The sequence below is a fragment of the Amycolatopsis sp. NPDC051106 genome (genome assembly GCF_040682775.1).
Taxonomy (GTDB): domain Bacteria; phylum Actinomycetota; class Actinomycetes; order Mycobacteriales; family Pseudonocardiaceae; genus Amycolatopsis.
In genome coordinates this window covers 86,820-109,624 of record NZ_JBFBBQ010000010.1, presented here as the reverse complement: position 1 = coordinate 109,624, position 22,805 = coordinate 86,820, and the positions used below count along the sequence as shown (strand labels likewise).

Sequence of the window (22,805 nt, the reverse complement as noted above, 5' to 3'; positions counted from 1 at the left end):
CTTCGTGAACACTCTCGTCAAGCAGACCTGGGCCGGCCTGCGCGTCCTCGTCGTGCTGACCGTCCTGCTCGGCGTCCTCTACCCCCTTGCCGTGTGGGCCATCGCCCGCATCCCCGGGCTGGAGGGCGACGCCGAAGGCTCGGTCGTCACGCGGAACGGCCAGGCCGTCGGGTCGTCGCTCATCGGCGTCGACCCGGTGCCCGCCGATCCCGCGCGCGACCCGTGGTTCCACACCCGGCCGTCGGTGGTCACCCCGGAGATGCCGTCGGGTGCGTCCAACAAGGGCCCGTACAACGAGGACCTGGTGAAGACCATTCAGGAACGTCGTGAGGCCATCGCCCAGCGCGAAAGCGTGTCGCCCGATCAGGTACCGCCGGATGCGGTGACGGCGTCCGGTTCGGGGCTCGACCCGGCGATCAGCGTCGCCTACGCGGATCTCCAAGCACAGCGGGTCGCTCGGAACACGGGCTTGCCGCTCGACCGGGTGAAGCAACTGGTCGAGGCGAACACAACGGGCGCGGGGATCGGCGTTCCCGGGGTGAATGTGCTCCAGCTCAACTTGGCCGTGCAAGGTGCGGCCGGAGGGGCACACTGACAGCGTGACCAGTGCAAAGAAGCCGCGCCGGGGGGAGCTGAGGATCTACCTCGGCGCGGCTCCGGGCGTCGGCAAGACCTTCGCCATGCTCGGCGAAGCGCGGCGCCGCCTCGACCGCGGCACCGACGTCGTCGTCGGGCTGGTCGAGACGCACGGCCGCGAGAAGACCGCGGTGCTGCTCGACGGACTCGAGGTCGTCCCGCGGCGGCACGCCGGCCACCGCGGCCGCGAGTTCGACGAGATGGACGTCGACGCTCTCCTCGAGCGTGCCCCCGAGGTCGCCGTCGTCGACGAGCTCGCGCACACCAACGTGCCCGGCTCGCGCAACGCCAAGCGCTGGCAGGACGTCGAGGAACTCCTGGAGGCCGGCATCGACGTCCTGTCCACGGTCAACGTGCAGCACCTGCAGAGCCTCAACGACGTCGTCGAGCGGATCACCGGCGTGACCCAGCAGGAGACCGTGCCGGACGAGGTCGTCCGCCGCGCCGAACAGCTGGAGCTGGTCGACATCACCCCGGAGGCACTGCGGCGGCGGCTCGCGCACGGCAACGTCTACCCGGCCGAGCGGATCGACGCCGCGCTCGGCAACTACTTCCGGCCCGGCAACCTCACCGCCCTCCGGGAACTGGCGCTGCTCTGGGTGGCCGACCAGGTCGACGTCGCCCTGCAGCGCTACCGCGCCGAGCAGAGCATCACCGACACGTGGGAGGCGCGCGAACGCGTCGTCGTCTCCATCACCGGCGGCGCGGAGAGCGAGACGCTCATCCGCCGCGCCAGCCGGATCGCCACCCGGGCCGGCGCCGAGCTGCAGGTCGTCCACATCCTGCGCGGCGACGGCCTGTCCGGGCTCGGGCCCGCCGCGATCGCCCGCTGCCGGACGCTCGCCGAAGAGGTCGGCGCGACCTTCCACACCGTCGTCGGCGACGACGTCCCGACCGCCCTGCTGGACTTCGCCCGCGGGGTCAACGCGACCCAGCTGGTGATCGGCACCTCGCGGCGCTCGCGCGTGGCGCGGCTGTTCGACGAGGGCATCGGCGCCGGCGTCGTGCGGCAGTCCGGGTCGATCGACGTCCACATGGTCACCCACTCCGAGGCGGGCGGACGGCTGCGGGCGCGGCTGAGCGCGAGCCCGCTGGGGTTCTCGCGGCTGGTCGCGGGCTGGGTGCTCGGCGTCGTGCTGCCGGTGCTGGTCACCGTCGTCGGCTCCTTCGTGCCGGCCGGGCTCGACTTCGCCACCGACGTCATCTCCTACGTGCTGGCCACCGTCGTCGTGGCGCTGGTCGGCGGACTCGGGCCGGCGCTGGTCGCGGCCGTGCTCGGCGCCGGCCTGCTGAACTTCTTCTTCACGCCGCCGCTGTACACGCTGACCGTGCACACCCCGCAGAACCTCGTGACGCTGATCGCGATGGTCGTGGTCGCGGTGCTCGTCGCGCTGGTCGTCGACCAGGCGGCGCGCCGGGCCACGCAGGCGGCGCGGGCGCGGACCGAGGCGGCGCTGCTGGCGTCCTACGCCCGGACCGTGCTGACCCACGCGAACCCGATCGAGCGGCTGCTGGAGAAGGTCCGCGAGAACTTCGCGCTGACGTCGGTGACGTTGCTGGAAAAGCAGGAAGGCACGTGGCGTCGGGTGGCGGTCGCGGGGGAGCACCCGTGCGCCGACCCGGATGAGGCGGACGCCGACATCGCCGTCACCGCCGACGTGCACCTGACCCTGCGCGGGCGGGCGCTCCCGGCGGCCGACCGGCGGGTGCTGGAAGCCGTGGCCGGGCAGGCGTTGCTCGCCCTGCGCCAGCAGCGGACGGCCGCCGCCGCGGCGCGCGCCGAGCGGAAGGCCGAGGCGACCGAGCTGCGCACGACGCTGCTGTCCGCGGTCGGGCACGACCTGCGCACGCCGCTGACGTCGATCAAGGCGTCGATCGGCAGCCTGCGCGCGCCCGACCTCGCACTGTCCGAAGAGGACACCGCCGAGCTGATGGAGGCCATCGAGCTGTCGGCCGACCGGCTGGCCGGGCTGATCGACAACCTCCTGGATTCGTCCCGGCTGGCCACCGGCGCGGTGAAGCCGCACCTGCGCCCGGTCGGCTACGACGAGGTCGTCGCGCACGCCTTGTCCAATGTGGACTCATCGGACGGTGTACGGGTGGCCGTGGACGACCAGCTCCCGGCGGTGCTCGCCGATCCCGGCCTGCTGGAGCGCGTGGTCGCGAACGTGCTGGACAACGCGCTCCGGCACGGTGGCGCACCGGTGTCCGCACGGGCTTCGGCGCACTCCGGGCAGGTGGAGCTGCGGATCGTCGACCACGGCAAGGGACTGCGAAAGGGCGCCGCGGACTCGGCGTTCGCGCCGTTCCAGCGTCTCGGCGGCGACCGGGACACGACACCGGGCGTCGGGCTCGGGCTGTCGGTGGCGAAGGGGTTCACCGAAGCGATGGGCGGCACGATCCGCGCCGAGGACACGCCGGGCGGCGGGCTCACGGTCGTGGTCTCCCTGCCCGCTTTCAGTGTCGAGTTCGAGGAAGAGGGGGTGCGATGAGCGACCCGGGTGCCACCGTGCTGGTGGTGGACGACGAACCGCAGATCGTGCGGGCGCTGCGGATCAACCTCACCGCCCGCGGCTACAAGGTGATCACCGCGCACGACGGCACGGCCGCATTGAAAGCGGTGGCCGAGACCAAGCCGGACGTGGTGGTTTTGGACCTCGGCCTGCCGGACCTGGACGGCACGGAGGTGATCGCGGGCCTGCGCGGCTGGACGACGGTCCCGATCATCGTCCTGTCGGCCCGCGGCGACTCGGCGGACAAGGTCCAGGCCCTCGACGCGGGCGCGGACGACTACGTCACGAAGCCGTTCGGCATGGACGAGCTGCTGGCGCGGCTGAGGGCGGCGGTCCGCCGCTCGGCGGTGACGGGCGCGGACGACGCGGACGCGGTGGTGGAGACGTCGTCGTTCAGCGTGGACCTGGCCGCGAAGAAGGTCCGCCGCCACGATGGCGTGGAAGTCCACCTGACGAAGACCGAGTGGGGCGTGCTGGAGCTGCTGGTCCGCAACCGCGGCCGGCTGGTGGCGCAGAAGCAGCTGCTGCACGAGGTGTGGGGGCCGTCGTACGAGCGGGAGTCCCACTACCTGCGGGTGTACCTGGCCCAGCTGCGGCGCAAGCTGGAGCCGGAGCCTTCGCGGCCCCGGCACCTGCTCACCGAGCCGGGCATGGGTTACCGCTTCGAGGTCTGAGGCAGCGGGTACCCGGGTCGGGTGACTGAGGGGAAACGAGTCCCCGGCGGCCGCCTGCCGGCGAAGGCCGCCCTGGGAATGGCGATCTTGTGGACCGTGTGCACGCTCGGCTTCGGCTTCCTCGCCTTCGACGGGGCACTGAGCGGCTGGCGGCAAGTACTCCAGATCGTGGTGGCGGCGGTCGGGCTGTTCCTGGCCGCCTGCTACTGGTTCCGGTACGCCCAGGCGACGCGGAACCGGGGCTAGTGGGTTACCGCTTCGAGGTCTAGGACGGCTTCGGACGGGGTACCTCACCAGGCATGGACGGGTCGAAGACGTGGCTGCTCGGCGGTGAGCGCATCCCGCCGGTGATCGTGCTGACGCTGGCGGTGGGAGCGACCTTCGGGGTGTTCGGCTGGATCCTCACGGCCTTCGACGGCGACGAAGTCGGCTGGGCGAGGTGGCTGCGCATCACGGCCGCGGGCGCCGGGGCTGTGCTGACGGTTTACCTGTGGAGGGTGTTCGCGCACCGGCTCCGGCGCGACGGCTAGCACCGAACCCCTGATCCGGCCGGGCCCGGTGCGCCCCACTGTGGCCTTCGGTGCTCCTCCCATGCCCCCACCGCCACCCTCAACGGAGGCGCTTCGCGCCGCAGTGCTGATTCAGCGCAACCAAGGCCGCCTTGGGGCGGTCGGGACTTCTTACTGCGCGTGCGTGGTGCTTCCGCTCGCGGACGGCGAGTCGCTCGTGCTCGGCGACGGCGAGCCCGCGCTGCTGGTCCCGCCTCCCGTCGGCGACGGTGTTGTCGTCGGGGGCGTCGTCGTGGGGTCCGGTGACGTGGTCGGCGTCGTCTTGGTCGTCGACGGCGGGGGAGTCGTCTTGGGGGTCGTCTGCGGCGGCGGGTTGCCCGTGTCGTCGCGCGGGGGTGGGGGCGGGTCGGCGTGGGTGACCACCGTCGTCGTGGTCTTGCCGTCCGGGCTGATCGACACCACCGTGCTGGGCGCGGCCGACGACGTGGCCGACGACGACGCCGACGTCGGCGCGCCGGCTGTCGACGGGCCGGTGGACGACGGGGTGTTCGGCGCCGTCTGCAGGCCGGCCTGCGAGGTGCCCTGGCCGCCGGTGCCGCCGGTGCCGCCCGCGGTGCTGGCGGGGTCCGGGCCGGCGAGCTCGGCGACCGCGGCGAACGCGGTCGCGACCACCAGACCGGCCACCCCGAGCACGACGTACCCGGTGCGGTTCGGTTTGCTGCTCTTCGGCGGGGCGGTGTCGATCCTGGTCACGTGCGAGCTCGATGCGGACCCGTCGGGGCGGGGCATTGCAGGCTCCTCGGGGGTTCGGGAAGGCGCGGTACGAGGCCGTTAATCGATCACTGCTTCCCCGGGCGGGGGAACCCGGGAGGACGACCTCGGCGGCGAGGCTATCACCGTCGGTGCCCTATTCGCCCAGGTAGTAGGCCTGCGCGATCACTGTGCGCAGTCGAAGTGTCCGGAAAGGATGAAAGCGTGCGTGAGGAACAAACGAACACCCGGTTGACGGCGTGGGTCCGCGGGCGCGTCCAGGGTGTCGGTTTCCGCTGGTGGACCCGCAGCCGGGCGCTCGAGCTCGGGCTGGTGGGCAGTGCCCGGAACATGCCCGACGGGCGTGTCGAGGTCATAGCGGAGGGTGATCGGAACCACTGTGAGCGGTTGCTGGCCGCCCTGCGGTCCGGAGAATCACCCGGAAGTGTGGAGACCGTCGTCGAGCGCTGGTCCGACCCGAAAGGGGGACTCAGCGGCTTCCTCGAGCGCTGAGAGGGCCTTGGTACTTCCGGGCGCACGATGTTGCCGAGGCCGTCGGCGATGTGCTAGGGCGCGCCGAGGAGGGACGCGTCCGGCGGTCCCCGGAGGCCCCCGGGTAGCCTGGGACGATTGAATCGCCAGTACCGGCAGCCAGAGGGGTCAGCACCCAGTGCACCTGAAAAGCCTGACGCTCAAGGGCTTCAAGTCCTTCGCCTCGGCCACCACGCTGCGCTTCGAACCGGGCATCACCTGCGTGGTCGGGCCGAACGGCTCGGGCAAGTCCAACGTGCTGGACGCCCTGCGCTGGGTCATGGGCACCCAGGGCGCCAAGGACCTGCGCGGCGGCAAGATGGAGGACGTCATCTTCGCCGGCACCGCGGGCCGCGCCCCGCTCGGCCGCGCCGAGGTCACCCTCACCATCGACAACGCCGACGGCGCGCTCCCCATCGAGTACGCCGAGGTGTCGATCACCCGCCGGATGTTCCGCGACGGCGCCAGCGAGTACGAGATCAACGGCGACCGCTGCCGCCTGATGGACGTCCAGGAGCTGCTGTCGGACTCCGGCATCGGCCGCGAGATGCACGTCATCGTCGGGCAGGGCCAGCTCTCGGCGATCCTCGAATCCAAGCCCGAAGAGCGCCGCGCCTTCATCGAAGAGGCCGCCGGCGTCCTCAAGCACCGCAAGCGCAAGGAACAGACCCTGCGCAAGCTGGCCAACATGCAGGGCAACCTCGACCGCCTCGGCGACCTCACCACCGAGCTGCGCCGCCAGCTCAAGCCGCTGGGCAAGCAGGCCGAGATCGCCCGCAAGGCCCAGTCGGTCCAGTCCGAGCTGCGCGACTCCCGCCTGCGCCTGCTCGCCGACGACCTGGTCACTCAGCGGGACACCATCGCGCGCGACGAGGCCGACGAGAAGACCGCCCGCCAGCGCCGCGCCGAGGTCGAGCAGACCCTCGAAGTCGTCTCCGCCGAAGAAGCCGAGCTGGAGTCCTCGCTGGCCGAGGACGCACCGCTGCTGCAGAGCGCACAGGAGACCTGGTACAAGCTGTCCGCGCTGGCCGAGCGCCTGCGCGGCACCGTCCGGCTCGCCATCGAGCGGCAGCGCCACCTCTCGGCCGACGTCTCGACGTCGACCGGCGGCCGCGACCCCGAAGAGCTCCTGGAGGAGGCCGAGCGGGTCGCCGAGCAGGAAGAGGAGCTCAACGAGGCCGTCATGGAGGCCCGGGAGCTGCTCGCCCAGACCGTCCTGCGGCGCGAAGACCTCGAACAGCGCGTCCAGGCCGCCGAGCGCGCGCACTGGGCCGCCGTCCGCGCCATCGCCGACCGCCGCGAGGGCATGGCCAAGCTGACCGGTCAGGTCGAGGCCCTGCGCAGCAAGAACGGCGCCACCTCCGACGAGATCGACCGCCTCAGCGTCTCCCTCGAAGAGGCCGCCGAGCGCGCCGAGATCGCCGTCGAAGAGCTCGAAATGGCCAAGGCCGAGGGCGGTGCCGAGGAGTCCGACGACGCCGGCCTGATGGATCGTCACGACCGCGCCGTCGAGGCCAACAACGCGGCCAAGGCGCGCGTCGAAGAGCTGGTCAAGGCGGAGCGCACCGCCGAGCGCGAGATCGCGTCCGAGAAGGCGCGGGTCGAGGCGCTGTCGATGGGCCTGCGGCGCAAGGACGGCGCGGGCGCGCTGCTCGGCGCGTCCCACGAGCTGCCGGGCCTGCTCGGCTCGGTCGCCGCGCTGCTCACCGTCGAGCCGGGCTACGAAGTCGCGCTGGCCGCGGCGCTCGGCCCGGTCGCCGACGCGGTCGCCGTCACCGGCGGCGAAGACGCCCTGCGCGCGTTGAAGTACTTGAAGGACACCGACTCCGGCCGCGCGGGCATCCTGCTCGGCGGCCCCGAGTCCACTGTGGACACCCACTCGTGGCCGTCGCTGCCGGAAGGCGCGCGCTGGGCTCGCGAGGTCGTGTCGGCGCCGGCGCAGCTGCGCCCCGCCGTCGAGCAGGCCCTCGACAAGCTGGCCCTGGTCCGCGACCTCGACGCGGCGCGCCACCTCGTCGCGGTGCACCCGGACGTCCGGGCGGTCACGGCCGAAGGCGACGTCTTCGGTGCCCGCTGGGCGATCGGCGGCTCCGGCAAGCGCGAGAGCGTCATCGAGGTCCAGGCCGCCGTCGACGAGGCCGGGGTGCGGCTGCGGACGGCCGAGCGCCAGCTGGAGCAGTACGCGGCCGAGCTGGAAGGCGCCCGCGCCGAGCAGCAGGCGCGTCGCGAAGAGGTCTCCCAGGCCAAGGACGCCCTCGGCGAGGCCAAGGTCCGCAAGGCCCGCTCGTCGGAGCGGCTCAGCCGGCTGCAGCAGGCGGTCCGCCAGGCGCAGACCGAGGTCGAACGGCTTTCGGGGCAGCGCGCGAAGGTCGAGCAGAGCCGCGTGCAGGCCATGGCCCAGCTCGCCGAGCTGGAGGAACGGCTCTCCGCCGTCGCCGAGCAGCCCGTCGAGGACGACCCGGACACCGCCGAGCGCGACGCCGCCGTCGAGGAGCTGGCCGTCGTCCGGCAGGAGGAGATGGAGGCGCGGCTCGCGCAGCGCACCGCCGAAGAACGGGCGCGCAGCATCGCGGGCCGGGCCGAGGGCCTGCGCCGCGCCGCGCACGCCGAGCAGCAGGCCCGCGAACGCGCCGAGCGCGCCGCCGCGAACCGCAAGCGCGGCGCCGAGATCGCCAACGCCGTCGTCAACGGCGGGGAGATCGCCCTCGAGCGCATCGAGCACTCCGTCCAGCGCGCGGCCACCGAACGCGACCAGGTCCAGGCTCGCCGTCAGAGCCGCGAGGCCGCGCTGACCGGCGTCCGCGCCAAGGTCCGCGAGCTGACCGGCGAGCTGGAGAAGCTGACCGACGCCGTCCACCGCGACGAGGTCCTGCGCGCCGAGCAGCGGCTGCGGCTGGAGACCCTGGAAGCGAAGATCGCCGAGGACTTCGGCATCGGCCTCACCGACCTCGTCCAGGAGTACGGCCCGGACGTCCCGGTCCCGCCGAGCGCGGGTGAGATGGCCGAGTACGAAGCGGCCAAGGACCGCGGCGAAGACGTCACCCCGCCGCCGCCCATGCCGTACGACCGGGACACCCAGGCCCGCCGCGCCAAGCGCGCCGAGAAGGACCTTTCCCTGCTGGGCAAGGTGAACCCGCTCGCGCTGGAGGAGTTCGCGGCGCTGGAGGAGCGCTACAAGTTCCTCTCCACGCAGCTGGAAGACCTCAAGGACACGCGCAAGGACCTCGAGGCCGTCATCAAGCAGGTCGACGAGAAGATCCTCGAGGTCTTCGCCGGGGCGTACGCGGACGTGGCCCGCGAGTTCGAGACGGTGTTCAGCGTGCTCTTCCCCGGCGGCGAGGGCCGGATGGTCCTCACCGAGCCGGACGACCTGCTGAGCACCGGCGTCGACGTCGAAGCGCGCCCGCCGGGCAAGAAGGTCAAGCGGCTGTCGCTGCTGTCCGGTGGCGAGAAGTCGCTGGTCGCGGTCGGCATGCTGGTCGCGATCTTCCGCGCCAGGCCCTCACCCTTCTACGTCATGGACGAGGTCGAGGCCGCGCTGGACGACACCAACATGCGCCGGCTGATCGGGCTGCTGGAGCAGCTGCGCGACTCGTCGCAGCTGATCATCATCACCCACCAGAAGCCGACCATGGAGATCGCCGACGCGCTCTACGGCGTGAGCATGCAGGGCGACGGCATCACGAAGGTGATCTCGCAGCGCCTGCGCACGGCCGACGACGAACCGGTCGCGGTCGGCTGACGCGTCACATCTCGTCTTCACGCGGGGCACGGCGCTCGTCGCCCCGCACGCGCGGCTCGTAGGTGCCGAGGTCGTTGCCGATGTACGTGGCGTCGCCGATCCGCGGACGGCGCCCGCGCGGCGTCATCATGCCCCGCTTGACGCCTCGTTTGCGGTCGGCCCGGTCCATGACCAGCGCGACGGCGAGCACCACGAAGAGCACGGCGCCGATCCCGATGAAGAACCCCATGTGAGAACCCCCTCTCCCGCTCCCAGGCTACGGGAAAGCGCCCCAATGTGGCCTTCGGTGCGTCAGACGCAACCAAGGCGGCCTTCGGTGCGTCTGACGCACCCAAGGCCGCCTTGGGGCGCTTGTCAGCCGGCGACCCAGAAGGCGTAGTCGGCCGAGTAGCGGACCGCCGTCTGCGCGCCGTCGGTGCAGGTCCCGGCCGGAGCCACCCCGCCCCGCGTGTTCAGCCGCTGGATGTAGGTCACCTTGCCGAAGATCCCGTCGCCGGTGTTGAGGTTCGCCTTGAGCAGCAGTTGCGGGATCGCGTCCGGCTGCGGCGAGTTGGCCACCGCCGCCGCGCCGACCGTGCTGCCGTCCACGATGGACGTCCACACCGGGCCCTTGCTGTGCAGCGCCACCGGCTTGCCGTGCTTCGACAGCACCGCCGCGGGCTGGATCAGCGTCCACGCGCCGGCGGTGCACCCGTAGATCTGCACGCCCTCGGCCGGGTAGCTCGCCAGCGCCCGGTTGCCGGCCGGGACCTTGATCGCGTCCGGCACGTCGCGGACCGCCGGGCTGGCCGAAGCCGTCGCCGCGCCGCCGAGCACCAGGGCGCCGACCGCGAGCGCCACCGTCATCCGTTTCATGAACCCACCTTCGATTCCTCCCGCCGCTTCCCGGCGGGCTCCCGATGACCGACACGGGCGCCCGCCGGAAACGGTTCAGAAGGATCAGGCGGCTTCGACCTCCACGGCCTCGCCCACGGCGTTCGCCTCCGCTGCCTTCGGGTCCGGCGTGCGGTGCCGCAGCGCGAGCAAACCGCCCACGACCAGCGTGATCACCACACCCAGCAGCGTGTACCAGGGGTAGGCCAGCGCGACCTTGTCCCCGGCCGCCTTCGAGAAGTCGATCCCGATGAGCCCGCCGGTCTTCGCGCTGAACTTGACCCCGAGGATGACGAACGCCATCACCACGACCGTGGCGACGAACGCGATGATCGCGTCCAGCTGCCGGGCCTTCTTGATCAGCAGGCCGAGCAGGAACGACCCGAGCAGCGCGCCGTAGGTGTACCCGGTGATGGCCAGGCCGAGCTCGATCACCGAGTTCTTCGTGGTGGAGAACAGCGAGGCGAAGAGCGCGAAGACGACCGCCCAGATCAGCGTCCACATGCGACCGTGCTGCAGCAGCTTCGAATCCTCCGGCGAGCGCTTGGTGAAGCGCTGGTAGAGGTCGGCCACTGTCGACGTCGAAAGGGCGTTGAGCGCGGACGCGAGCGCCCCCATGGTCGACGCGAGCACGCCCGCGATGAGCAGGCCCGAGACACCGACCGGCAGGTCGTCGATGATGAACCGCGAGAACACGTCGTCCGGGCTCTGCAGGCCGAGCTGCGCGACCGACTTGCGGCCGTTGAACACCCACAGCATCGCCCCGACCAGCAGGAACAGCGCGAACTGGATGGTGACGATGATGCCGCTGCCGATGAGCGCCTTCTGGCCGTCGCGCAGGCTGCGCGTGGCCATCAGCCGCTGGGCGATCAGCTGGTCGGCGCCGTGCGAGGCCATGGACAGCGCCGCGCCGCCGAGCACCGCCGTGATGAACGCGTACGGGCTGGTCAGCAGGTTCTTCGTGAAGTCGACGAGCATGAACTTGCCGTCGTCGGACGCCTGGGTCATCCAGTCGCCGGGCAGCTTGTTCAGCAGCACGATCGCCGCCACCGCCGCGCCGCCGAGGTACAGCGTCAGCTGGATGACGTCGACCCAGACGACCGCCTTGATCCCGCCGATGTAGGCGTAGATCAGCGTCAGCGCGGTCAGGATCACCACGATCACCCAGTAGTCCAGGTGGATGTTGTAGTGCCCGAGGATCACCTTGATCGGGATCGCGCCGGCGAACAGGCGGACGCCTTCGGCGAGCAGCCGGGTGATCACGAACGTCACCGACGCGGTGCCCTGCAGCCCGGAGCCGAACCGCTTGCCGAGGAACGCGTACGCGCTCACGAGGTTGCCCTTGAAGTACCGCGGCAGCAGCACGAACGCGGCGATCGTCCGGCCGATGATGTAGCCGAACGCCAGCTGCAGGAACAGGAACGCGTTGCCGAAGACGAGCCCCGGCGTGCTGATCACGGTGAGCGTCGAGGTCTCCGTGGCCACCACGGACAGCATCACCGCGCCCCACGGGAGGCTGCGCTCGCCGACGAAGTAGTCGGCCGCCGACCGTTGCTTCCGGCCGACGAGCACGCCTATCAGCGGCATCGCCGCCAGGTAGACCACGATGATGGCGAGGTCGAGACCGCGCATGGACTTCTCCTACTGTCTGTTCATCCGGCCTTCTCCGCGACTCGCAACCGCGTCACGGTGCCCCCCAGCGGGGCGGGAAGGATCAGGGGCCCGGCACCCGGGACGAGCGCGCCGAGCAGGCGCGGTCCGCGGGCACCGGTCGCGGACGGCACCGTACCGGGTACACCGCACCAGGTGAGCCAGCCGAGCAGCGCGGTGAGGTACGCCTCCTTGCCGGCGCCGGGCAGGCCGAGGTCGTCGCTGGTCTTGAGCACGGTGCCGGGCAGGTTCCGGGCGAGCGCCGCCATCAGGGCCGGGTTCGCGACGCCGCCGCCGGAGGCGATGACCGTCGTGACGCCGTGGCGCCGGCACTCGCCGGCGACGGTCACGGCGGTGAACTCGGTCAGCGTCGCCAGGAGGTCACCGGAGCCGACCGGCGGCAGCCCGGCGAGGGCGGCGTCGAGGTACGGCGCGTTGAAGTGCTCCTTGCCGGTGGACTTCGGCGGCGCGGCGGCGAAGTACGGGTCGGCGAGCAGCCGGGCGAGCAGGTCGGAGCGCACCGAGCCGCCGAGCGCGAGCCGCCCGTCGACGTCGCTGTGCCGCCCGGTGACGCGGTGGGCGGCGAGGTCGAGCAGCGCGTTGGCGGGCCCGGTGTCGTAGGCGATCGCCGGTTCGCCGCCGGCGACCACGGTGATGTTCGCGATCCCGCCGAGGTTGAGCGCGGCGACCGGCCGGCCGCCGTCCTCGGCCAGGCCGCGCAGCCACAGCTGGTCGAACGTGCTCGCCAAGGGTGCGCCGTGGCCGCCCGCGGCGACGTCCCGGGCCCGCAGGTCGGCCAGCACCGGCAGCCCGGTGCGTTCGGCGATCCAGGCGGGCTGGCCGAGTTGCAGCGTGCCGCGGACGTGACCGCCGGAGACCCAGTGGAACACCGTCTGGCCCAGCGAGGCGACGAGGTCCGCGCCGCCGGCGGCCAGTTCTTCGGCGCCGCGCGCGGCCGCGTCGGCGAACGCCTGGCCGACGCCGGTGTCGAGCCGCGTCAGCTCGCCGGCGGAGCAGGAGTTCGGCGGCAACGCGGCGAGCAGGCCCTCGCGCAGCGGCTCGGGGTAAGGGATGTCGAGCTCGCCGAGCGGGGTGAGCACGACCGTGTCGCCCTCGGCGCGCAGGTCGGCGGCGGCCACGTCGATACCGTCGATCGACGTGCCCGAAATCAGGCCGATCACCCGGAAGCCGTGGCTGGCGCTCATCCCCATCCGGAGGGGTTTAGTGCAGGGTCGGTGGTGGCGCAACCCCGCGTGGTGAAGTCTTGGCCCAATCGGGATCTACGTCGTTATGAATTGCCTGTGCGGACGGGGTGTCCGGGCCGGTGCGGTGCGGATGAAAGGATGGGCGGGTGTCGAGCACCTGGTTCCTGTTCGTAGTCCTCGCCGTCGTCGTGCTGGTCGCCCTGCTGGTGACCGGCCTGCTGGTCGCACGCCGGCGCCGGATCAGCCTGGACGCCCAGCGCGAGGTCGAGGAGAAACCGAAGGGCGGCTCCTACGCGGCCAGCGGGGGCATCGCCCTCGCGCCCGGCGGGACGGCCGAAGCGCCCGAGCACCCGGTCGAGGACCGGCCGGAGACCGACGGCCAGCCCGCGGTCGGCGACGACGCCGCCGTGCCGCGCGATTCGGCGCAGCGCACGGTCCGCGACGTCAAGCTGCCCGACGAGCCCGCTCCCGCCGTCGAGGAGATCGACCCGGCGACCGGCCGCCTGGAGCGGCTGCGCGGCCGGCTGTCGAAGTCCCGGTCGGTGTTCGGGACGAGCCTGCTCGGCCTGCTCGGCGCGGGTGACCTCGACGAGGACTCTTGGCAGGACGTCGAAGACACGCTGCTGATGGCCGACCTGGGCGCGGCCACCACGACCCAGATCGTCGAGCGGCTGCGCGACGAGCTGTCCCGCCGCGCGATCCGGTCGTCGGCCGAGGCGCGCGAGGTCCTGCACGAGGTGCTGACGGCCCAGCTGTCCACCGACAGCGAGCGCGCGGTGCGGGCGCTGCCGCACATCGTCGACGGGCAGAAGCAGCCCGCGGTGGTGCTGGTGGCCGGCGTCAACGGCACGGGCAAGACGACGACCACGGGCAAGCTCGCCCGCGTCCTGGTGGCCCAGGACAAGACGGTGGTCCTGGGCGCGGCGGACACGTTCCGCGCGGCGGCGGCCGACCAGCTGCAGACGTGGGCCGAGCGCGTGGGCGCCGAGGTCGTCCGCGGCAAGGAAGGCGCGGACCCGGCGGCGGTGGCGTTCGACGCGGTGAAGCGCGGCATCGACTCCGGGGTCGACGCGGTCCTGATCGACACGGCGGGCCGGCTCCACACCAAGACGGGCCTGATGGACGAGCTGGGCAAGGTCAAGCGCGTCGTGGAGAAGCAGGCGAAGGTCGACGAGGTCCTGCTGGTGCTGGACGCGACGACGGGCCAGAACGGCCTGATGCAGGCGCGCGTGTTCGCCGAGGTCATCGACGTGACGGGCATCGTCCTGACGAAGCTGGACGGCACCGCCAAGGGCGGCATCGTGTTCCAGGTCCAGCGCGAGCTGGGCGTGCCGGTGAAGCTGGTCGGGCTCGGCGAAGGGCCGGACGACCTGGCGCCGTTCGAGCCGGGCGCCTTCGTGGACGCCCTGCTGGGCTAGACCCGGAAGAGCGGCGTCCCGTCCGCCTTGCGCAGGCCCAGCTGCAGCAGCACCGGCGCGGTCGGACGCTGGACCGGGATGAGGAACGGCGACGTCCGCCGCGCCGCGACCGTCAGCCGGGACCAGCCGATGCCCTGCAGCGTCGGGCCGGAGCGGGTGCGCCGCAGCGGGTCGACGACCATGGCCGCCCCGAAGTAGTGGCCGTCCGGCACCGAGATGCGGGTGGTGTGGCCCAGCACGACCGAGAACACCGTGCCCGTGCGGCTGCCGGCTTCCTGCAGCGTCAGGATCACCGGCGTGCGCCCCTTCGCGGCGAGGTGGTGCCGCACGCTCATCTCGACGGTCCCGGCGGGCGACCCGGCCGGGCGCGGCCACACGGGTGACGGGGGAGAGCCGTCGAGGGCGCGGTCGACGAGCCGGTCCAGGAGGTTCGAAGCGGCGCCCTGCGCGAGCCAGGCGAGTGCGCCGCCGGTGAGCGGGTCCATCGTGGTCCCTCCGGCGAAAATCGGATGACGGGCGCCCGCGCGGCGGCGCACACTCCCGGGCATGCCCGGTTGACGCACTTCCGCTCGTGCCCCTCCTCGTAGCAGACGTCCCGAATCCGTCATTCGCTACGAGAGGAACCATCATGACCACCATTCACGGCGAACGGGTCCGGTTGCGCCCGATCGTTGCAACCGATCGCGGTCGCGTACGCGAGATCCTCGGCACTCCCGAGGTCGCCCGCTGGTGGGGCGACCCGGACCACGAGACCGAAGGCCTGTACACCGTCGAGGACGGTGTCACGCGCTACGTGATCGAAGTCGACGGCGTGGTCGTCGGGCTGATCCAGAGCTGCGAGGAGCTGGACCCGCAGTACCGCCACGCGGGCATCGACATCTCGGTGCACCCGGACTTCCACGGCCGCGGCATCGGCACGGACGCGCTGCGCGCCCTGGCCCGCCACCTGCTGGACCAGGGCCACCACCGCCTGACGATCGACCCGGCGGCGTCGAACGAGACGGCGATCCGGGTGTACACGAAGGTGGGATTCCGCCCGGTGGGCCTGATGCGCGACTACGAGCGCGCCCCGGACGGCACCTGGCACGACGGCCTGCTGATGGACCTGCTGGCCGGCGAGCTGACCGAGCCCGCAGGTCCGTGAATGTCCCATTGAGAGACGTAGAGTCCCTCCATGCGACATTCACGGACTGTCAGACCGTGACCGCCGCCTGGGACAGGCTCGCGCCCAGGGCGTCCGCCACCCGCTGCACCGCCGGGGCGATGTGCGCCACCGCCTCGGCGGTCAGCCGCCCCGACGGCCCCGACACCGACACCGCCGCCGGCACCGGCGCGCCCGGCACCGCCACCGCGACGCACCGCACTCCCAGCTCCTGCTCCGCCTCGTCCAGCGCGTACCCCTGCTCCGCGATCCGGGAAAGCTCGACGGCCAGCAGGTCCGCGTCGGTGAACGTGTGCTCGGTGTAAGCCGGCATCCCCGTCCTCGAAAGCAGTGAGCGCACGTCGTCCGCGGGCAGGTGCGCCAGCATCGCCTTGCCGACGCCGGTGCCGTGGGGCAGCAGCCGCCGGCCGACCTCGGTGAACATCCGCATCGAGTGCTTCGAGGGCACTTGCGCCACGTACACGACTTCGTCGCGCTCCAGGACCGCCAGGTTCGCCGTCTCGCCGACCTCCTCGACCAGCTCCGCCAGCAGCGGCCGCGCCCAGGCGCCGAACTGCATGCTCGCGTTCTCGCCGAGGCGGATCAGGCGCGCGCCCAGCGCGTAGCGGCGGTTGGTGTTCTGCCGGACGTACCCGAGGTCGACCAGGGTGCGGATGAGCCGGTGGATCGTCGGCATCGGCAGCCCGGACAGCGTCGCGAGCTCGGACAGGCTGGCCTCCCCGCCGGTGTCCGCGAGGTGTTCCAGCAGCTCGAAGGCACGCTGCAGGGACTGGACGCCGCCGTCGCGCCCGTTCTTCTCCGCTGCCACCGGTGGCCCTCCTTACGTCGGCGTTGAGGTTCCGCTATGCAGAAACTATAGTCCGGCTGGTAGAAAACCGTAGGGCCGTTATCCAAAGATCCGAACCTTCGAGGTGTTTCCCCATGTCTTCTGAAGTCCAGGTGCTGGGCGAGCCGGTCGAGCGCGGTGACGAGATCCTCACGCCGGAGGCGCTCGACTTCCTCGCCGGCCTGCACGACGCGTTCGCCGGCTGTCGCGACGAGCTGCTCCAGGCGCGGAGCAAGCGGCGCGAAGAGGCCCGGACCACCGGCCGGCTCGACTTCCTGCCGGAGACGAAGGAGATCCGCGACGGCGACTGGCAGGTCGTCGGCGCCCCGCCCGCGCTGCGCGACCGCCGCGTCGAGATCACCGGGCCGACCAGCCGCAAGATGACCATCAACGCGCTCAACTCCGGCGCGAAGGTGTGGCTCGCCGACCTCGAGGACGCCAACACGCCGCACTGGGCGAACGTCGTGTCCGGCCAGGTCAACCTGTACGACGCCGTCCGCGAGACGATCTCGCTCGAGAGCGGCGGCAAGAGCTACGCGCTCAAGGACGACGTCGAGCACGCCACGATCGTGGTCCGCCCGCGCGGCTGGCACCTGCCCGAGCGCGGCCTGTCCTTCGGCGGCCGCGAAGCCGTCGGCGCGCTCGTCGACTTCGGCCTGTACTTCTTCCACAACGCGGCGGAGCTGCTGAAGCGCGGCAAGGGCCCGTACTTTTACCTGCCGAAGATGGAGAGCCACCTCGAAGCGCGGCTCTGGAACGACGTCTTCACCCACTCGGAGAAGGCACTCGGCATCGAGCACGGCACCGTCCGCGCGACCGTGCTGATCGAGACCATCCCGGCCGCGTTCGAGATGGAGGAGATCCTCTACGAGCTGCGCGAACACGCGTCGGGCCTCAACGCGGGCCGCTGGGACTACCTGTTCAGCGTGATCAAGTACTTCCGTGACGCGGGCGAGAAGTTCGTGCTGCCGGACCGCAACTCCGTCACCATGACCGCGCCGTTCATGCGGGCCTACACCGAGCTGCTGGTGCGCACGTGCCACAAGCGCGGCGCGTTCGCGATCGGCGGCATGGCCGCGTTCATCCCGAGCAAGGACCCCGAGGTCAACAAGGGCGCCTTCGAGAAGGTCCACGCGGACAAGTCCCGCGAGGCCGGCGACGGCTTCGACGGCTCCTGGGTCGCGCACCCGGGCATGGTCGAGCTCTGCAAGGAGGAGTTCGACAAGGTCCTCGGCGACGAGCCGAACCAGCTCGGGCGCACTCGCGACGAGGTCAGCGTCACCGCCGACCAGCTGCTCGACGTCGCCTCGACGCCGGGCGGCGCGACGGCGGCCGGCCTGCGTGCCGCGGTCGACGTCGGCGTCCGCTACATCGCGTCCTGGCTGAGCGGCAACGGCGCGGCGGCGATCCACAACCTGATGGAGGACGCGGCCACGGCGGAGATCTCGCGGTCGCAGATCTGGCAGTGGGTCAAGAACGGGACCACGCTGGACACCGGCGACGTCGTGACGAAGGAGCTGGTGCGCGGCGTGCTGACCGACGTCCGCGGCGAGCTCGCCCGCGAGCTGCCCGCCGACCGGCTGCTGCCGGCCGTCGAGCTGTTCGAGCAGGTCGCGCTGGCCGACGAGTTCCCCGACTTCCTGACGCTGCCCGCCTACGAGCGGATCAAGTAGTGCGTCTTCCCGAGGACGTCTACGACGCCGCCGACGCGCGCCTGGCTGCGGCCGACGCGCGCGTCGCGGCGTCGTACCCGGGGGAGCGGCCGGGACGGCAGCCGGTGCACACGGTGTACGTCCCCGCCTCGCAGTACAAGACCCGCCTGGTCGCCGACTGGGGCAAGCAGGCGATGCGCGTCTTCATCGAGCACGGCGAGCTCCTCGGCGTCGACGCGGACGTGTACGAACGCGTCCGCGCGAAGCTGCTGACCGAGCCGATCGAAGACCTGCGGATCGACTTCGAAGACGGCTTCGGCCGCGTGCCCGACGACGTCGAGGACGCGGCCGCGCGGGCGGCGGGCCAGACCCTGGCCACCACCGGCGGGACGCAGTTCTGCGGCATCCGCTTCAAGAGCTTCGAAGCGGCGACGCGCCGGCGGGGCATCCGGACCCTGGACCTGTTCCTGGGTGCGCTGCTCGACAACGGGCCGCTGCCGCCCGGGTTCGTCGTCACGCTGCCGAAGGTGACGGCGGTCGAGCAGGTGTCCGTGGCCGCGGAAGTGTTGGAGCGCTTGGAATCCGCGTACGAACTCGCCGCGGGGACGCTGCGGTTCGAGGTCCAGATCGAGACGGCCCAGTCCATTGTGGACCTCGACGGGACGCTCTCGGTGGCGCGGATCGTGCAGGCCGCGGCGGGCCGGTGCACGGGCCTGCACTACGGGACGTACGACTACAGCGCCGGTCTGGGCATCGCGGCGGCGTACCAGAGCATGGAGCACCCGGCGGCGGACCTGGCGAAGGGTCTGATGCAGGTCGCGGCGGCGGGCACCGGCGTCCGGCTGTCGGACGGTTCCACCAACCGCCTGCCGATCGGCGACGCGCTCCCGCAGGCGTGGGCCGAGCACCTGCGCCTGGTGCGCCGGTCCTTGGAGCGCGGCTTCTACCAGGGCTGGGACCTGCACCCGCACCAGCTGCCGACGCGTTTCGCCGCGACGTACACGTTCTACCGCTCGGGCTTCCCGGCGGCGGTGGAGCGGCTGCGCGCCTACGCCGACAAGCAGGCCGGGGGAGTCCTCGACGAACCGGCGACGGCCCAGGCGCTGGCGGTGTACCTGCTGCGCGGCCTCGACTGCGGGGCACTCGACGAGACCGAGCTGCCGTTCGGGCGGCCGGAGCTGGAGAAGTACGCGCTCCGGCTCGCGTGAGGGTCACTCACCGAGCCGGGCGCGGTCGGCGGCCGACCGGCCGGCGTGCCAGCCCTCGTGGCTGCGCACGGTCACCGATTTGCTGACCACTGCGGGGAAGAGCGTGGTGAAGGCCGCCTCCACCGCCAGGTCGTGCGACGCCAGCACCGGCAGCAGCCGGTCCGGGTCCGGCGACTCCGCGATCGTCGCTTCGGCGGCCTGGTCGAGCCGCTCGCCGATGCGGGTCGCGTAGGAAACGAGGAACGACTTCCGGAACGCCCGGTCCCGGCCGTCGGGGTCGGCGATCATCGCCCGCGTCGTCTGGACGAGCAGGGAGGTGGTCAGCAGCGCGACGGCGTCCAGGTCGTCCTCGTCGCCGACGACGGTGACGAAGTCCCAGCGCGCGTCGAAGACAGCCCGGCAGCGGTTGGCCTGCGCGACCACGTGGACCAGCAGCGACTTCGCGTCGACGTAAGGGGTGTCGAGCCAGATCCGGCGGGACGCGGGCAGCTCGGGCCCGGCTTCGACCAGCACCCGGTCGAGGGCGTGCCGCGTCATGAGCTCCTGCGCCTTCGCCGAAAGGGCTTCGGCCTCCTCCGGGAACGAGCTCGATTCGGCTTTCGCGAGCAGCGCGCGGACGCGGCTCAGCTTCTTCTCGTCCACGGTGTGGCGGGCTGGTGTCGCGGTTCCCGGCGGGACGAGGGCCGGCAAGGTCATGAGGAAGCCCAGGGCTTCGATGACGGAGGTCAGCGCCTCGGCCGGAGTGAGGATGTGCTTCGCCGCCCACTGCGTCAGGTGCGGTTCGGACTCCGTCCACCAGCGGCGGGCGCCCACCTCACCGAGCCGGTCCGGCTCCTCGGCGTGCGCGGCCAGCGTGTCGAGCACGAAGGACCGGGCGAACTCGTCGACGCGCCGGGCGGCCTCATGGAGGTCCTCGGGCAGCCAGCCGCCCCGGCAGACCCGGGCGATCAGCTGCTGTCCCGCGCGGCGGGCACCTTCGGCCGCATCGGGTGGGAGTTCGAGGTCCGGTGCCAGCCGGTTCGCGGCTTTACCGGCCGCGCCGCGGACTCCCCGCGCGACGTCGGAGGCGGCGGCCAGCAGCGCGTCGCCGAACTCCTCGGCGGTCCGAGGACTCGCCGTCTCTTCGGCCGGAGTGCGTCGCTTCTGCTTACCCACGTGGCGAGTGTGCCGGAACCCGGTCACCTTCCCGGCGGCCGCCCCGTCGGGAAAGCATGCACATCGCCGTCATCATCACCGTGATCGTCCTGAACGCCGGAATCGGCGTCGCCGACCTGCTCAAGGCCCCGTTCGTCTTGGCCACTTCGAGCGCCGTCGACGTCCCACCGAGCTGGTTGCCGATGCTCGGCACGCTGAAGCTCGCCGGCGCGGCCGGCCTCACGCTGGGCCTGCTCGGAGTGCCCGCTCTGGGCGTCGCCGCCGGGATCGGCCTGGTCCTGTTCTACGTCGGCGCCCTCGTCGCGCACCTCAAGGCCCGCAAGTTCGCCACCGGCGCCGCCCCGCTGCTCTTCCTCGGTCTGGCGGCGGCGACGCTGGTCTAACGCAGCCGCGGGAGGGCGTCCCGCGCGAAGTGGCTCAACGTCCGCAGGTCCTCGGCGAACCGCTCGCGGTGGTCCGGGGGCAGCGGCCGGAAGAACAGCTGCTCGATGTTCTCGACGTGCAGCCGGCTCGCCCGCACCGTGGTCTCTTCGCCGAGCGGAGTCAGCCGCACGAGCTGAACGCGCCGGTCGCGCGGGGACGCCGTCCGCGTCACCAGGCCGAGTGATTCCATCCGGTCGACGAGCCGGGTCGCCCCGCCCGTCGTCAGCACCTGTTCCTGCGCGATCGCGCGCATGGTCAGCCCGTCCTCGCCCGTGCGGCCCACGATCAGCAGCACCTCGTACATCAGGTGCGTGATCCCGCATTCGCGCTCGAGGGCCCGCCCGAGCAGGTACTCGAGCCGGTTCGCCGCCCCCTGCAGCCGCCCGAAGGCCAGCACCCGCGGGTCGTACCCCGCCTGCCGGGCCGACGTGATTTCGGGTTCCACGCCGACCATCATCCTGCCTGGTCGCCGGCGCGCAACGCCAGGTAGACGTCGAGCTGGTCGGTGAACTCGGTCAGGTCCGCGCCGAGCAGCTCACCGGCCCGGCCGATGCGGTAGCGCAGCGTGTTGACGTGGACGTGCAGGGCCTTCGCCGCCCGCGTCGGCGAGCCCGAGCACTCCAGGAACACCCGCACCGTGTGCACCAGGTCCGTGTGCTGCTCGGCGTCGTAGGCCAGCAGCGGTCCGAGGACGCGCCGCCGCATCGCCGCGCGCAGCCCGTCCGGCGCTCCGGCCAGCAGCAGCTGGTGCACGTCCACCTCACCGGCCGGGACGACCGCGACGCGTCCCGCGCGCCGCGCCGCCACCGCCAGCGCGTAAGCCGCGACCGCGCGCGCCTCCTCGCGTGGCGCGGGATCGCTGACCCCGCAAAGAATCCGGGAGGCTCGCAGCAACGGCTCTACAGTGGACAGTTCGGCCGAAGAGGGCTGCTGGGTGGTCGCCGCGAAGGAAGTGTCCCCGGTGGACTCGAGCAGGAGCCCGTCCGGGAGCAGCTCCCGCAGGACGTCCCGGCTCTCGTCGCTGCCTTCGGTCCGCAACGCGACAACGCGCGCTTCGCCGGGCAGCTCGGCTTCAGGGGCCGCTCCCCGCGCCCGGGTGACTCCCACGAGCCCGGCGAGCTCTTCGGCCAGTTCCGCCTGCGCGGTGCTCAACGGGCCGCCGACGGCGATCAGCCACGGCACGGCGTGGCGCCCCTCGACCGGGATCAGGGTCAGCGGCCCGGCCTCCTTCGCCGCGTACCGGCGCACGACGTCCGGGGCCGGCACCGGCGGCGCGGAGGTCCCCGCGACCACCCGGCCGAGCCCGGACAGCACCCAGCACGGCAGCCCGAGCTCCGCCGACGCGCGCTCCAGCAGCGTTTCGACGGGGGCGTCCGCGGCGGCCTGCAAACGTTTGCGCGCACTTTCGGACGCGGCCGCGAGCGCCAGCACCACCTGCTCGGTGATCACCGAAAACGACAGGTCGGACGGCACTTCCAGCAGCGGGATCCGGTGCCGCTCGCAGGCCTCGACGACCTCGTCCGGGATGCCGCCGGAGTCGGCGCCGGACGCGGCCAGCGCCGCCGCGCCCGCCCGGGCCAGCGCGGCCACGAACGGCTCGGCGTCACCCGGGCGCCGCCACCACAGCAGGCCGGACAGCACCAGCTCACCCGCCGACAGGTACCGTCCGGGATCGGGCAGCTCCGTGACGTAGATGCGCGTCACGGGCCGGTCGAGCAGGTCGGCCCCGGCCAGCGGGCGCAGCCGCAGCCCCGGCAGGCCCAGCAGAGTTTTCACGGTCGTCATCAGGCTTGTAGGAAAGCACAAACGACCCGGCTTTCGCTCGGGTGCGTTTCATGCGGCCTGCCGTTGCCGCCCACGGCCGGTTCGGCGTCTACT

Annotated in this window: 22 protein-coding genes; 12 read left to right on the top strand and 10 right to left on the bottom strand. The window is 72.1% G+C overall.

The genetic code is table 11. The features are described 5' to 3' along the window. Positions 1-4: 4 nt before the first annotated feature. From AB0M83_RS11050 to AB0M83_RS11030, 5 genes are read left to right on the top strand one after another with little or no spacing between them, the layout of a single operon-like run. The gene (locus tag AB0M83_RS11050; RefSeq protein ID WP_364515682.1) at positions 5-595 is read left to right on the top strand and encodes a potassium-transporting ATPase subunit C; all 591 of its coding nucleotides are present in this window, start codon (positions 5-7) and stop codon (positions 593-595) included. A gap of 4 nt (positions 596-599) precedes the next feature. Continuing rightward, the gene (locus AB0M83_RS11045; RefSeq protein WP_364515680.1) at positions 600-3,128 is read left to right on the top strand and encodes a DUF4118 domain-containing protein; all 2,529 of its coding nucleotides are present in this window, start codon (positions 600-602) and stop codon (positions 3,126-3,128) included. Next, complete coding sequence (locus tag AB0M83_RS11040) at positions 3,125-3,823, top strand: response regulator (protein WP_364515678.1); 699 nt, start codon at positions 3,125-3,127, stop codon at positions 3,821-3,823. The genes AB0M83_RS11045 and AB0M83_RS11040 overlap by 4 nt, the downstream gene beginning before the upstream one ends. A gap of 21 nt (positions 3,824-3,844) precedes the next feature. After that, entirely contained in the window at positions 3,845-4,069 is a 225-nt protein-coding gene (locus tag AB0M83_RS11035) for a hypothetical protein (RefSeq protein ID WP_364515676.1), read from the top strand. A gap of 53 nt (positions 4,070-4,122) precedes the next feature. Beyond that, the gene (locus AB0M83_RS11030) at positions 4,123-4,353 is read left to right on the top strand and encodes a hypothetical protein (protein WP_364515674.1); all 231 of its coding nucleotides are present in this window, start codon (positions 4,123-4,125) and stop codon (positions 4,351-4,353) included. A gap of 150 nt (positions 4,354-4,503) precedes the next feature. On the opposite strand, the gene AB0M83_RS11025 is transcribed toward AB0M83_RS11030, so the two are convergent. Continuing rightward, entirely contained in the window at positions 4,504-5,085 is a 582-nt protein-coding gene (locus tag AB0M83_RS11025) for a hypothetical protein (RefSeq protein WP_364515672.1), read from the bottom strand. Positions 5,086-5,307: 222 nt separating this feature from the next. On the opposite strand from AB0M83_RS11025, the gene AB0M83_RS11020 reads away from it, so the two are divergent. Together AB0M83_RS11020 and smc are read left to right on the top strand one after the other, a co-directional pair. Further along, positions 5,308-5,595 (top strand): acylphosphatase, encoded by a 288-nt coding sequence (locus AB0M83_RS11020; protein ID WP_364515670.1) that lies wholly within the window; start codon positions 5,308-5,310, stop codon positions 5,593-5,595. 157 nt (positions 5,596-5,752) lie between these two features. Continuing rightward, positions 5,753-9,355 carry a chromosome segregation protein SMC gene (gene smc, locus AB0M83_RS11015; RefSeq protein WP_364515668.1) on the top strand — a complete coding sequence of 1,201 codons (3,603 nt, stop codon included), beginning with the start codon at positions 5,753-5,755 and terminating at the stop codon, positions 9,353-9,355. Between the two features lie 4 nt (positions 9,356-9,359). On the opposite strand, the gene AB0M83_RS11010 is transcribed toward smc, so the two are convergent. The 4 genes from AB0M83_RS11010 to AB0M83_RS10995 form a co-directional block, all read right to left on the bottom strand. Next, the gene (locus AB0M83_RS11010; protein WP_364515666.1) at positions 9,360-9,584 is read right to left on the bottom strand and encodes a hypothetical protein; all 225 of its coding nucleotides are present in this window, start codon (positions 9,582-9,584) and stop codon (positions 9,360-9,362) included. A gap of 125 nt (positions 9,585-9,709) precedes the next feature. Next, positions 9,710-10,210, bottom strand: a complete 501-nt coding sequence (locus AB0M83_RS11005; RefSeq protein ID WP_364515664.1) for a DUF3455 domain-containing protein — start codon at positions 10,208-10,210, stop codon at positions 9,710-9,712. A gap of 84 nt (positions 10,211-10,294) precedes the next feature. Beyond that, complete coding sequence (locus AB0M83_RS11000) at positions 10,295-11,860, bottom strand: sodium:solute symporter (RefSeq protein WP_364515662.1); 1,566 nt, start codon at positions 11,858-11,860, stop codon at positions 10,295-10,297. 20 nt (positions 11,861-11,880) lie between these two features. Further along, a complete protein-coding gene (locus tag AB0M83_RS10995; RefSeq protein ID WP_364515660.1) occupies positions 11,881-13,089 on the bottom strand; it encodes an anhydro-N-acetylmuramic acid kinase in 1,209 nt (402 codons plus the stop codon). 140 nt (positions 13,090-13,229) lie between these two features. Between AB0M83_RS10995 and ftsY the strand changes: the two genes are divergently transcribed. Beyond that, complete coding sequence (gene ftsY, locus AB0M83_RS10990; RefSeq protein WP_364515659.1) at positions 13,230-14,501, top strand: signal recognition particle-docking protein FtsY; 1,272 nt, start codon at positions 13,230-13,232, stop codon at positions 14,499-14,501. Here the strand turns inward: ftsY and AB0M83_RS10985 are convergent. Then, a complete protein-coding gene (locus AB0M83_RS10985) occupies positions 14,498-14,986 on the bottom strand; it encodes a hypothetical protein (protein WP_364515657.1) in 489 nt (162 codons plus the stop codon). The genes ftsY and AB0M83_RS10985 overlap by 4 nt on opposite strands. 143 nt (positions 14,987-15,129) lie before the next feature. Here AB0M83_RS10985 and AB0M83_RS10980 point away from each other — a divergent pair, with 143 nt between their 5' ends. Next, complete coding sequence (locus AB0M83_RS10980) at positions 15,130-15,645, top strand: GNAT family protein (RefSeq protein WP_364515656.1); 516 nt, start codon at positions 15,130-15,132, stop codon at positions 15,643-15,645. 49 nt (positions 15,646-15,694) lie between these two features. On the opposite strand, the gene AB0M83_RS10975 is transcribed toward AB0M83_RS10980, so the two are convergent. Beyond that, entirely contained in the window at positions 15,695-16,471 is a 777-nt protein-coding gene (locus tag AB0M83_RS10975) for an IclR family transcriptional regulator (RefSeq protein ID WP_364515654.1), read from the bottom strand. 113 nt (positions 16,472-16,584) lie between these two features. Between AB0M83_RS10975 and aceB the strand changes: the two genes are divergently transcribed. Beyond that, a complete protein-coding gene (aceB, locus tag AB0M83_RS10970; RefSeq protein ID WP_364515652.1) occupies positions 16,585-18,162 on the top strand; it encodes a malate synthase A in 1,578 nt (525 codons plus the stop codon). Further along, positions 18,162-19,349 carry an aldolase gene (locus AB0M83_RS10965; RefSeq protein WP_364515651.1) on the top strand — a complete coding sequence of 396 codons (1,188 nt, stop codon included), beginning with the start codon at positions 18,162-18,164 and terminating at the stop codon, positions 19,347-19,349. The genes aceB and AB0M83_RS10965 overlap by 1 nt, the downstream gene beginning before the upstream one ends. Positions 19,350-19,352: 3 nt before the next feature. Here the strand turns inward: AB0M83_RS10965 and AB0M83_RS10960 are convergent, their stop codons facing one another. Then, positions 19,353-20,504 carry a DUF2786 domain-containing protein gene (locus tag AB0M83_RS10960; RefSeq protein ID WP_364515650.1) on the bottom strand — a complete coding sequence of 384 codons (1,152 nt, stop codon included), beginning with the start codon at positions 20,502-20,504 and terminating at the stop codon, positions 19,353-19,355. A gap of 56 nt (positions 20,505-20,560) precedes the next feature. Between AB0M83_RS10960 and AB0M83_RS10955 the strand changes: the two genes are divergently transcribed. Further along, entirely contained in the window at positions 20,561-20,887 is a 327-nt protein-coding gene (locus AB0M83_RS10955; RefSeq protein WP_364515648.1) for a DoxX family protein, read from the top strand. Here the strand turns inward: AB0M83_RS10955 and AB0M83_RS10950 are convergent. Together AB0M83_RS10950 and AB0M83_RS10945 are read right to left on the bottom strand one after the other, a co-directional pair. Next, positions 20,884-21,372: a MarR family transcriptional regulator gene (locus AB0M83_RS10950; protein ID WP_364515646.1), complete on the bottom strand. Its 489-nt coding sequence runs from the start codon at positions 21,370-21,372 to the stop codon at positions 20,884-20,886. The genes AB0M83_RS10955 and AB0M83_RS10950 overlap by 4 nt on opposite strands. An 8-nt stretch (positions 21,373-21,380) precedes the next feature. Then, entirely contained in the window at positions 21,381-22,712 is a 1,332-nt protein-coding gene (locus AB0M83_RS10945; RefSeq protein ID WP_364515644.1) for a PucR family transcriptional regulator, read from the bottom strand. Between the last annotated feature and the right edge of the window lie 93 nt (positions 22,713-22,805).